Annotated in this window: 7 protein-coding genes; 4 read left to right on the forward strand and 3 right to left on the reverse strand. The window is 49.4% G+C overall.

Annotated elements, in window-relative coordinates; translation table 11 throughout:
* Positions 1-44: 44 nt before the first annotated feature.
* On the forward strand, positions 45-1,334 hold the full coding sequence (locus GGU45_RS15240; protein ID WP_435226131.1) for a Gfo/Idh/MocA family protein: 1,290 nt from the start codon (positions 45-47) through the stop codon (positions 1,332-1,334).
* 7 nt (positions 1,335-1,341) lie between these two features.
* Here GGU45_RS15240 and selD read toward each other — a convergent pair whose 3' ends face one another.
* Both selD and mnmH read right to left on the reverse strand, forming a co-directional pair.
* Entirely contained in the window at positions 1,342-2,382 is a 1,041-nt protein-coding gene (gene selD, locus GGU45_RS15245) for a selenide, water dikinase SelD (protein WP_435226133.1), read from the reverse strand.
* A 162-nt stretch (positions 2,383-2,544) separates the two neighbouring features.
* Positions 2,545-3,573 carry a tRNA 2-selenouridine(34) synthase MnmH gene (gene mnmH / locus GGU45_RS15250; RefSeq protein WP_435226135.1) on the reverse strand — a complete coding sequence of 343 codons (1,029 nt, stop codon included), beginning with the start codon at positions 3,571-3,573 and terminating at the stop codon, positions 2,545-2,547.
* Positions 3,574-3,856: 283 nt separating this feature from the next.
* Here mnmH and GGU45_RS15255 point away from each other — a divergent pair, with 283 nt between their 5' ends.
* Together GGU45_RS15255 and GGU45_RS15260 are read left to right on the forward strand one after the other, a co-directional pair.
* Entirely contained in the window at positions 3,857-4,429 is a 573-nt protein-coding gene (locus tag GGU45_RS15255; RefSeq protein WP_435226137.1) for a hypothetical protein, read from the forward strand.
* Positions 4,430-4,432: 3 nt separating this feature from the next.
* Complete coding sequence (locus GGU45_RS15260; protein ID WP_435226139.1) at positions 4,433-5,389, forward strand: nucleotidyl transferase AbiEii/AbiGii toxin family protein; 957 nt, start codon at positions 4,433-4,435, stop codon at positions 5,387-5,389.
* Between the two features lie 38 nt (positions 5,390-5,427).
* Here GGU45_RS15260 and GGU45_RS15265 read toward each other — a convergent pair whose 3' ends face one another.
* Positions 5,428-5,988, reverse strand: coding sequence for an AraC family transcriptional regulator (locus GGU45_RS15265; protein WP_435226141.1), 561 nt, complete (start codon positions 5,986-5,988; stop codon positions 5,428-5,430).
* A gap of 105 nt (positions 5,989-6,093) precedes the next feature.
* Between GGU45_RS15265 and GGU45_RS15270 the strand changes: the two genes are divergently transcribed.
* Positions 6,094-11,859, forward strand: a complete 5,766-nt coding sequence (locus GGU45_RS15270) for an alpha-2-macroglobulin family protein (RefSeq protein WP_435226143.1) — start codon at positions 6,094-6,096, stop codon at positions 11,857-11,859.
* Positions 11,860-12,202 lie beyond the last annotated feature (343 nt).

Consider the following 12,202-nt stretch of genomic DNA (forward strand, 5'->3'; position numbering starts at 1 on the left):
ATAAACAATATTGAACTGACATTATCTATTATCTTCCCATTCTGATGTATACACGAAAAAAATTTATCGGTAATGTATTGATGGGAGCCGTAGCTGCTTCGGCATTTCCAAAACTTTCAGGTGCGGCGCCCATAAAAAATTACCCTTTCAAAAAAGATCTTGTTCGCCTGGCAGTAATCGGCAAGGGCCGCATGGGATCCAGCGACCTGCGTACCGCGCTGTCTACCGGCATGGCAACCCTTTCCGGGGTTTGCGATGTATTTGATAAGAACCTGGACGCATTGCGGCAGCAAGAGAAAAAAGGAGTGGTATTTACAAAAGATTATCACGAAATCCTGGATCGTAAGGATATAGATGCGGTCATTATTGGTACCCCGGACCACTGGCATCAGAAAATTGCCATCGAAGCTATGAAGGCCGGAAAGGATGTCTATTGCGAAAAACCGGTGATCCATTCATTACAGGAAGCCCGTGCCCTGGTAGACGCACAGGAAAAGACAGGGCGTATTTTCCAGATGGGGAGCCAGGGCATGTCGTCCTGGGGAAACCGGTTGGCAAAACAGATGGTGGAAGAGGGGTTGATTGGCCAGGTAACCCAGGTTGAAGGGCAGTTTACCTCCGGCCCTGCTGCTTTAAGGCCTTTTATGGCACCACCGGAAGCCAATGAAAAAACCATTTGGTGGAGCCGTTTCCAGGGCAGTGCGCCCAAACATGCTTTTGATGCGCAGCGTTTTTTGCAATGGAGAAGCTGGAGCGATTATGGAACGGGGGTTGCGGGTGATCTTTTTGTGCATGTGATCGCAAGCACGCATTTTATCATGAATGCAGCCGGTCCGCAAAAAGTTTATGGTACGGGCGGAATCCGGTATTATACCAATAACTCAAGAGATACGCCGGACCTGCTGCTGGGATACCTCGATTACCCGGGACGGGACAAAAAGGGAGCATTTACCCTTTCCCTTTCGGCCAATCTTGCAGATGGGGTTTCAAATAAATGGGGGAGTACCGATTTTACGATTAAAGGCGTGGAGGGCTTGTTGATAGTGGGGTGGGATAAGGTAGTGCTGAAAACAAACGGAAAGGCTGATACTGCAAAATTTGCCCGGCTGATGACAAAGGATCCGGTTAAGGTGTCCGGTAATGAGTATGAATTCAATGTTGCTACCGGAAGTAAAGGTGCGCATCATGATCATTTTGTCAACTTCTTTTCTGCCATCCGTGATGGCGGCAAAACCGTTGCAGACACCCGGTTTGGTGTGCAGGCTTCAGCGGCATCGCTGCTGTGTTATGAAAGCTACCGGAAACAAAAGGCGCTAATTTGGGATCCCCGTTAGCAGCTTATTAGATTACCGTAATAAGCGGCTGGCCATGCTGTGGCTCCAACCATCCGATGGAAGTTAGGTGATAGCCCTGTTCCTGCATCAGGTCCTCAAAGTCATGGATGCCGTCTGCTTCAACGGCTGCCAGTAAACCGCCGCTGGTTTGCGGATCGGCCAGTATTTGTTGCCGGCGTTCCGTAACCGGACCAATTTTTGTACCATAGCTGTTCCAGTTGCGCTGCGTTCCACCCGGAATACAACCCTGGTCGAGGTAGGAGTGAACGGCCGGGATCACCGGTACTTTGTCAAACTCTATTACGGCGGCAAGCCCGCTGCCGGCGCACATTTCGGCCAGGTGCCCCAACAGCCCAAAACCGGTAACATCTGTTAATGCCTTAACGGCGCTCAGTTGCCCCAGCAATGCGCCCGGCTTGTTGAGGGTGGTCATTGTTTTTAATGCAGTGGCAGCATCCTCCGGTTGCAGCAGTCCGCGTTTTTGCGCCGTAGATAAGACGCCCACGCCAAGGGGTTTGGTAAGATACAACCGGCAGCCGGCAGTAGCCGTAGCATTTTGTTTCAAATGGGGAATGTTGACCAGCCCGTTTACCGCCAGCCCAAAAACGGGCTCGGGGCAGTCGATACTGTGGCCCCCTGCCAATTTAATACCGGCATCTGCACATACGGCCCGGGCGCCTTCCAGTACCTGGCCGGCAACCTCTGGTGGAAGTTTGTTAATGGGCCATCCGAGAATGGCAATGGCCAAAACCGGATTCCCCCCCATGGCATATACATCGCTGATGGCGTTGGTAGCGGCAATGCGCCCAAAATCGTATGCATCATCCACTATCGGCATAAAGAAATCGGTAGTGGAAATGAGGGCGGTGCCATTACCCAAATCCAGTACTGCGGCGTCATCGCGCTTATCATTGCCCACCAGCAAACGCGGATCGGCCCCGAACCCCGGGGTTGTGGTGTGTAGTATTTTATCCAGGAGGGCCGGACTGATCTTGCATCCGCAACCGGCGCCGTGGGAGTATTGAGTAAGTTTGAATGTTGTTTCCATTATCTACCTTTCTTGTTTGACGTTTGATGTTTAAGGTTGGTCCATTAACGGATTCTTCGTATTAATTTGAAAATTTGAAGATAAGGAAATTTGAAAATGAAAGCCGGGTATTGACGGAGTTTTCGTATCTTATCAGAAATCAGAAATTTTCACATTTTCAAATTAACACAGTGTCGCTGCAAATGCGGTCAGCTGTTCGCTATCGGTTGCCATATCAACCCCGGAGAGGTCCAGTTCAAATACATTTTCCGCCGGGCGCAGGCTCAATGCCTTGCGGTAAGCCTTATCATAATAAACCAGTACAATTCTGATAAAATCAGCCATGCGTCCCTCATGAATGGCCTCGATGGCCTGTTTGGTTTGTACCGGTCCCAGGCGTTTATGAATGCGCTCGGTGGCTTCTGCCAGGAAACCGGGGTCCAGGTGGCCATAATCCTGCAGGAGCGTAGCCACCCGCTGTACTGCCGGAACCTGAAGATCAATGAGCAACGCCGCCCGCATCCGGAGCCAAAGGGGCTGAGGTATGCTGCGCCTGCCGATCATCTGGCATTCATCTTCCAGCCATAAAAGGTTTTCAGAATTTACGTCTTTCAGTTGCCAGGCCAGGTCATTTTCAAATTGTTCCTGTGTAGGCTGTATCATCCGGTTCATAGTTCCGTAGGCCGATCCCTGGTGCTGCGCCAGGTGCTCCAGGTCAACCACCTGCTGGCCCTGCAACTGCATGTATTGAAGCAGGCGCGTCTTCCCGGAGCCGGTCATTCCCCCCAGGATCCGCAGGTTATATGGTTGTTCAAACCGCCCATGTGCCCAGCGGCGGTAGGCTTTATAGCCGCCTGTTATCGCGTACACTTCAAAACCATACAACGCCAGCGCCCAGGCCATGGCGCCGCTGCGCATACCGCCTCTCCAGCAATGAACGGCTATCCGTTTGCCGGGCGCTATTTGCAGGCACTGCCGTATAAAGCCGGCCCATTTGGTACCGGTAAGCTCAAAGCCCAGCAGGATGGCCTCCTCGCGGCTCACTTGCTTGTAAGTGGTACCTACCTGTACCCGTTCCTCATTGCTAAACAGGGGCACATTAAGCGCACCGGGAATGTGGCCCTGTGCAAATTCCGCGGGGGTACGCACATCTACCAGTGGTAGTGTTGGCGCCTGCTGTATCCAATTGTTTATGGTGATGCTTTGGGTCATATTTGCCGCGCGCAAAGGTAGTGTATTTTTGTGGCGCGGCTGTTTGCTGCACAAATAATGTATCGCCCCAGGCCGGCCACGAGTGCGCGGCAAGCCCCAATGCCACGGATCCGGAAGTTGTTGCTGTGCCGTAGAATGCATGCAGAGAAAGACTACGGCTGTAACCTAGCCTCGTTTTGTTCATAAGCCTTGATAAATGATCGTAAAAGTATATAAACTAACAAGGGTGTCAAAACGAATGGATTTTTTTTAAAAATTCATGCAAATTTTATACTTTTGCAGGGTGAAACAGCTTGAAGTAGTAAAACGAAAATTGAAACAGGGTGCCGTTTACCGGCGGGCTGATCTGGAACAATGGTCTGCCTCTGTAGATCGTCATTTGCAGCAGTTAATGCAGGAAGGAGTGCTGGAAAAGCTAAGTGGGGGAATGTATTACGTTCCAAAACGGGGCGCTTTTGGTGAAGCCCCGGCAAAAGATACAGATTTAGTGGCGGCCTTTCTTAAAGATCATCGTTTCCTGGTAACCACTCCTAATGAGTACAATGCATTGGGATTAGGCACTACACAACTATACAATATAAAAAGGGTATACAACTACAGGAGGCATGGTAATTTTAAATTGGGGAACAGGATGTTTCAGTTTGTCCGCAGGCCCTATGTGCCGGAGCGGGTTACAAAGGAATTTTTGCTGGTTGACCTGGTGAATGATTTAAACAGCCTCGAGGAAGATCAAACGGCAGTATTGGAAAACATAAGGCGGATAGTCTGTTCAATGAACAAGGCGCGCCTGAAGGATATCGCTGATAAGTTTGGTAAAATAGCTACCCGTAAGTTCTTTAATGTATTATTGTCATAGACCGTGGCTGCAATTTATCTTCATGAACATAAAGACTTCTCCGATTTGCTTCGCATCATTGAAGATGAAACGGGCATCCTGGCAAGTTTGGTCGAAAAGGATTACTGGATCATGCATTGCCTGTATGGCTTGCAAAGGCAAGGATATAAATTTCAATTAAAAGGAGGCACTTCCTTGTCAAAAGGGTTTGGCATGATCGACCGCTTTTCGGAAGATATCGATCTTAATATAGACCCTCCTGCGGCTCTTGGCATCAATGAAAATCCCAACAACAAGAACCCGGGGAATATTGGGAAGAAGAAGCAATATTATGATGATCTGGCCGATGAAATCAGCATACCGGGTATTGTTGAAGTAATCCGGGATACCGCTTTTGACGATGAAAGAAGGTACAACAATGGGGGCATCCGTTTATATTACCAGCAAGTGACAATGCCGGAAGAGGGCATAAAACACGGAATCCTGCTGGAAGCGGGTTATGACTGTGTGGCACCAAATATCCCGCTCATCATCACTTCCTGGGCTTATGAAAAAGCCAGGGAAATTGCCGGCCCTGACCTAATAGACAACAGGGCTACGGGTATCTCTTGTTATGATCACCGCTACACTTTTGTGGAGAAAATACAGACTATTGCTACAAAATTTCGTAAGGAAAAAACAACCGGTAAGATAGCAACGAACTATCTGCGGCAATACTACGATGTATTCTGCCTGCTGGATAACCCCGAGGTTGTCGCTTTCATAGGAACCGATGAATACCTGAGACATAAAGAAAGACGGTTCCCTGATAAAGACTTTAACATTCCCATCAGGGAAAACGAAGCCTTTTTATTAACTGATGCTGCGTTGCGGGAACAGTTCCGGCAACGGTATAAAGCTACAGCGGCTCTTTATTATAAAGGACAGCTGTCGTTTCATCTGATCCTGGAAAGGATCCGCCGGCATATCGACCTCCTGTAAATAAGTCCGGATCCCGAGGCAACAGCTGCGGTACAGGTTTACACCATATCCAGGGGCTTGCGCTTTTCGGTGCGGATATTTTTAAAATGGCTGGGCGTAAAGCCGGTTACTTTTTTAAACTGGTTGCTTAAATGCGCAACACTGGAATAGTTAAGCCGAAAGGCGATCTCGCTGAGCGAAAGTTCATCATATACCAGCAATTCCTTAACCCGCTCAATCTTCTGAAGAATAAAATACTTTTCGATGGTAGTACCTTCCACTTCCGAAAACAGGTTGGACATATAATTATAATCGTGGTGCAGCAAGCCGGCGAGATAGCCGGATAGGTTCACCTTTAATTCGCCATCCTGCTGATGTACCAGCAGGATGATTTGTTTTTTGATGCTTTCGATCAGCCGGCTTTTTTTATCATCAATCAGCTCAAAGCCCAGAGATGTTAAGCCCGTCTCCAGTTGCGCCTTTTCGCCAGGCGTTGGCTCCCGCTCCAGTTCCACTTCACCTAACTCTACGGAAACAGTTTGCAGGTGCAGTTTTTCCAGCTCTGTTCTTACGGCCATTTTGCAACGGTTGCAAACCATATTCTTTATATACAACTTCATTACTTTTTATTTGAGGCAGGTAAAATTACGTAATCACTATAAAAAACCAGAACCCGTTATGTAATTTAACGGCTTGCTGCATCCTGGGTATAATATTTATTCATTATGAGAAAAGGAATACTGTTGTTGGCCATCTTGCTCTGGCTTTGCCCGCTATGGGCGCAAAACCGGCTATCGGATAGCCGTACCGATGGTCCGCTTACCGAAGTATACCGTCTTACGGATCAGGAAACCGAACAACTGGTCCAACGGCCCCAACAGGCAACAGCGGCTTTTTTACACACATTGGCGGACCGGTATGACACCCAAAAGGGCACCGCAAAATCCCTGCCTTTTGGAAACTATCTTAGCTTAAAAGCCTCCGGTAACCAGCTTTATTATACCCTGATCGCCAACGGCAATATCCGTCTTTCCTTTATTAACAATCAAAAAGAATTTCAGTTCACAATAACGGATCTTGCAGGCGTGCCGGTAACGGATGCCCGGGTGCTTACACCCCATGGTAAGCGGGTACGATATCAAAAAAAAGCGCATTTGTATACAGGGCGCTATCCGAAGAAAGACGGCTACCTGAAAATAGTGTACAAGGGCGTAACCAATTATTTTACTTTTGAAACAGATGACCGGGCCAGAACCGGTAGCTACCACAAACGGCGGGGCATCCTGTTCCCCGTAAAACAGCTGCGAAAACTTTTTACCCGCCCAAAGCCAGCACCAAAGTCCTATAACAGCTTTTTTGTATTCAGCAAGCCGATATATAAACCTTACGATACAGTTAAATTTAAAGCCTATATATTGGGTGATGACAAAACTCCGTACCGGCCATTGGAGGTGCGTCTCAATGGCCCCTTTGGCGGAAAGAACCTGGCCTTGTTAGAACCTTACAGGGATGGCGGATATGAATACCGCTTTGTATTAACCGATTCCCTGCAACTGGTTCTGGACCGGCCATATACGATACAGCTCATCGATTCATCCGATGGTGCAGCAATCACGCGGGCATCCGGTTCTTTCCGGTATGAAGAATATGAACTAAAGTCGCTCCGGTTTAATGCGCGCACCAATAAGAACATGCATTATCCGGGTGAACCGGCCATTCTTTTTCTGAAGGCTGTTGACGAAAATGACCTGACGGTTCCCGATGCACGGGTTGAGGTAACCGTGCGCACGCAGGCGGTTACGGCTTACTATAAAGACTCCGTTTTTGTGCCGGATACGCTCTGGAAAACCAGCCTGAACCTGGACCCCGTAGGCGAAACCCTGTTATCGCTGCCCGACAGCATCTTCCCCGCGGCACAACTTTCCTGCACCATCCATCTCAAAATGCTCAACAGCAATAATGAAATACGTACATCCCAACTGAATCTGAATTTTGATGCACAAAGGAAAAAAGAACAGGGAACGATTGAAGCCCGCTTTGCCGGCGATAGCCTGTATATAGAATATCGCGAAGACAGTGTGTCAAAACCCGCAACAGGCTGGCTCTATACCCGGGCCGGGGAACAGCTGATCGATTCGCAGCGGGTACAGTTGCCGCGGGCGCTTCCGCTGAATTACCAGGCAGTGGATTACGATGTGGTGTTGGATAACGGTATACGGGCCAAAAAATCGCCCTACCAGTTTAGTGATGGACTGGAGGTAGCCGCGGTGCATACACAAAAACAATTGTACCTGGCGGTTGCCAACCAACATAAAATCCCTTTCTGGTATACGGTCTTTTCCGGCAATAAAGTGCTTCTCAAAGGTTATGGCACAGCCCTCGATACGGTGATCCGGCACAGCAGCAGGCAGGCGGCGCATTTTCGTATTAATTACTTTTGGGATCATGAAGAAAAACAAAAAGAAGTAAGCAGTTTTTATAATACGCAGGCCTTAGCGGTGAACCTGATTGCGCCAGACGTGGTCTATCCCGGTCAGCAGGTACGGATGCAGGTGGCGGTTACGGATGCTGATCATAAACCCGTACCTGGTGTAGATGTAACAGCTTATGCACATACCGCCAAATTTAACGCGCCTCCGCCAAGGGTGCCCTATTTTGGCCCGGCTTTTCAGCCAAGAGCGCTCCGCACATTTGAGTTCGAAAGCGAGGAAGCGAAGGCCAATGGAAACATCCCGATGGACTGGCAGAAATGGAGCAGGCAGCTGGGCCTGGATACGATCGAATACTACCGGTTTACCAACCCCCGAAGCCTGTACCTGCTCGTAACGCCCGCACAGGACAGCATTACACAGTTTGTTCCATTTGTTGTGAAGGACGGTGCAATTGATCCCGTTAGCATCATTTATGTAGATGAGGTTCCGGTGTATTTTGAGCAGGCCGGCCAATTGCAGCACTATGCGTTCCGCATTACCCCTGGTCATCACAGTATACGCCTTCGGACACCCGAACACGAAATATGGTTCCGGGAATTCTATTTTAAAAAAGGAATGCGAACGCTCTTTAGCGTATTGGCCGATACATTGAATACGCAGGCAGGGATAACCCGGCTGAAAAACGTATTGAGCCCGGTTGAGCGCGACCGGCTGCATCCTTACTTTTTAAGGGTGGAGAACAATTTCAACAGCCGGCAGGCGTTTATACGTTATGATTCTACCCGCCTGTTACTGAACCCGCCGGGCATATACGATCGCAGATTGGCGGATGTATTGGTGGGGCCGGTACGTACCAACCGCTTGTTCTTTCAATCCGGACTGATCGACCAGACCTTCTTAAAAGAGCCGGGCTTTGTATACAGGTTTACTATTGGACTCATCCGTCAAAAGTCTTACCCCGGGCTTTACACTTTTGATACTACGCTCTCCGGCAACAACGCGCTGAGCCGCAATTACCGCCAGCAGGTACTGCGCGACCAGGATATAGACCAGTTATGGACCGATTACTACGACCTGCGCAGCCGTACCACACAACTGTTTGCGGTACGTACGCCCATACCCAAAGGCGATGCTACCGGCAGGCTCCGGTTTTACCTGGATACGGCCTTTACCAACCGGCTGCCTTATATAAAGAATATTGTGGTTACCGACCCACTGCGGCCCCATTTCCTGCAGGTGTACAGCGGAGCTACCACTGAGTGCACTTCGTTGTCTCCGGGGTATTACAACCTGCTGTTCCTGTTAAAAGATAACCGGTATTTTAAAGTGGAAGGGGTACAGGTGCGCAGTGATGGAACCAGCTATTATTCCTGGCAGTCCTTTACTATCCGGGCTGCGGATCCTTTTACACTATTGCTGGATCAGCACATTAAGGATGTAGAGGCTCCGGGGTATTATCTGCAGCCCGTACCCGGCGATATAATCAGGCTGTTCAACAAATCCTATTTTGATCCAGCCGGGCTGAACCAGGAAATAACAGGCACGGTAGTTTCACAAACAGGCAATCCCATTGCAGGGGCTACTGTAGAAATAGCAGGGCTTGATCAGCGGTTGGGCACGGTTACCGATGACCGTGGCTGGTTTAAATTAAAAATGACCAGTGGCAGTTTGATCACGGTTTCCATGGTCGGATATATTACAAAAAGCGTTGAAGCGTTTACCAAAAAAAATGATACCATCGTATTGGACCGGTCCGGGGCGCAGCTCAATGAAGTGGTGGTGGTAGCTTACGGAACACAGTACAGGCGTTCCGTTACAGGAGCGGTTGCAACGATTGAGAGCAATGATCTATCCAATGCATTGGCCGGGCGTGTTGCAGGGATGGCGCCAGGGAACAGCAATCGTATGATGATCCGGGGCTCAGGTACATTGCAGGGCGAAAAGCCGCTGATCATTGTAGATGGTCTGCCTTTTAGCGGCGACATCCAGGCATTGAATCCCGGGGATATCGAAAATATGAACATCCTGAAAGATGCCGCAGCAGTAGCCATTTATGGCGCCAAAGCCGCATCCGGTGTTGTTATCGTTAAAACCAAAAAAGGAAATACGATTTCGAATGAAGCCGGCGTGCTACAGGAAGGCACTCAAACCCTGCGTACCCGCTTTTCGGACGAAGGATTCTGGCAGCCGCGCCTGGTGACCGATGAGCAGGGGCAGGCATCTTTTACCGTAACCTTCCCGGACGATATTACCAGCTGGAGCACCCGCCTTATTGCCGTTACAGCCCGGCGGCAAAGCGGCTACCTGGAGCGTTCTATCCGCTCATTTAAAACCTTAAGCGCCAATTTTGTGTCGCCCTTATTTGCAGTAGACGGGGACAGTATGAATGTAATCGGTAAACTCATGAACTATACACCGCTGCCCGAAAAACTGGTGCGCCATTTTAAATATGGGGATACTACCCTGCGCAATAGCGCGCTCACCGTAAGCCATGCTCACCTGGATACGGTGATGATTGCGGCAAAAGGCACAGACAGCCTGCGTTTTGAATATACCTTGCAACAGGCCAACGGTTATTTTGATGGCGAACGAAGAAGCATACCGTTGTATCCGGCCGGTGTAAAGGAAACCCTGGGCTGGTTTTCGGTACTGCCCGGCGATACCACCGTGCAATACCGGTTTGAGCCCGATAAGGGTATTGGCACGCTGCGTGCAGAAACCTCCGTATTTCCGGTATTGCTGGATGAAATGAAGCGTCTGCGGGATTATGAATACCTGTGCAATGAGCAGCTGGCGTCCAAACTGAAATCCCTGCTGCTGGAGAAGAAACTGCGGGCCTATTTAAAAGAGCCCTTTCCTTATGAAAAAAATATACAAGTGGTATTAAAAAAGCTGAACGAAAATAAGTCGCTGGACGGGTTATGGGGATGGTGGCAGGGCACTCAGGTGGAGCCCTGGATCAGCTTGCATGTAGTTGAAGCCCTTTTGGAGGCACAGCAGCAGGGATATACAGTACAGCTGAATAAGGATTTATTATACCGCTACCTGCAGGCCCGGGTAGCAGACCAGGGAGCGGGGGCTAATCCGAAGCTGGTACGCCTGCTGGCCCGGCTAAACGGAGGACAGGTGATCCGGGACTGGGTACAGCTTAAGGAGGCCGACACGGCCTATCAGAAACAAAAAAAGAGCTTGTATGAATACCTGGAGTTCCTGGATCTTAAGCAACAGGCGGGGCTAAAGATCAACCTGGATTCATTGTTAAAACTGCACAAACAAACCATGTTTGGTGGTATGTACTGGGGCGAGGAAGCCTGGAGGTTCTGGAATAACAGCATTCAGAATACGCTGCTGATGTACCAGGTATTAAGACGCAGCGGCGGTCATGGCCCGGAGCTAAGCCGTATACGGCAATATTTCCTGGAGCAAAGGAAGGACGGACAGTGGCGTAATACTTATGAATCCTCACTGATCCTGGAGACTATTTTGCCTGAATTGTTTAATAGCAGCCAAAAGCCCCGGCCGGCGGCGATAGCCATTAACAATACCCGGTTTGAAAAGTTCCCCATTGAACTGCAATACGCGGCCGGCACCACGCTCGGGATCAAAAAAGAAGGTGACCTGCCGGTGTTCCTGACGGCCTACCAGCAATACCAGAACCCCGCGCCACAACCGGTATCAAAGGACTTTACGGTAACCTCAAAATTAATGCAGGAGGGTAGGGAAACCACTATACTAAAGGCGGGCAAAGCTGGGCTGCTCCGGGTAGAGGTTACCGCCCGGGCGGATGCCGATTATGTGATGATCGAAGTGCCAATACCGGCGGGCTGTAGCTACGACAGCAAACCGCAGCAGTTCTGGGGTGTGGAAACCCACCGGGAATATCTGAAAAATAAAACGGCCATCTTCTGTACAAAAATGCGGCAGGGCCATTATGTGTTTGAGATCATGCTGATGCCCCGCTATACCGGCAGCTATTTTCTTAACCCCGCAAAGGCAGAACTGATGTACTTTCCGGTATTTTATGGAAGGGAGGGAATGAAGAAGGTAGTCATTGAGTGACGTTTAATTTGTCCCGCCTGGCGGGATGATAATATGGAAATGTGAAAATGGGGTATGAAATATTGGGTGCATAACATTTTTTGCAATCCCTTTTTAACGTAAAGGCCGCAACGAATACGCAATGAGGCTGTATCAAAAACCGCTATTTTGTCATGCCGTCCCGATGGCGCTCCTATCGTGTGGACACATTTTTAGGGGTTGTACCGGGCAATCATTCTATAACTGTGCCCGCAGGGTGCTATATGCAAAGCCGGGGGAAGAGAAGCGTAGCCGATGCGGCCCCGGAGGGGTCGAATGTGATGAACCAGATTGGATCTTCGAAAATTAAATGTAAATCAGAGCG

Source organism: Niabella hirudinis (assembly GCF_051201075.1).
Taxonomy (GTDB): domain Bacteria; phylum Bacteroidota; class Bacteroidia; order Chitinophagales; family Chitinophagaceae; genus Niabella; species Niabella hirudinis.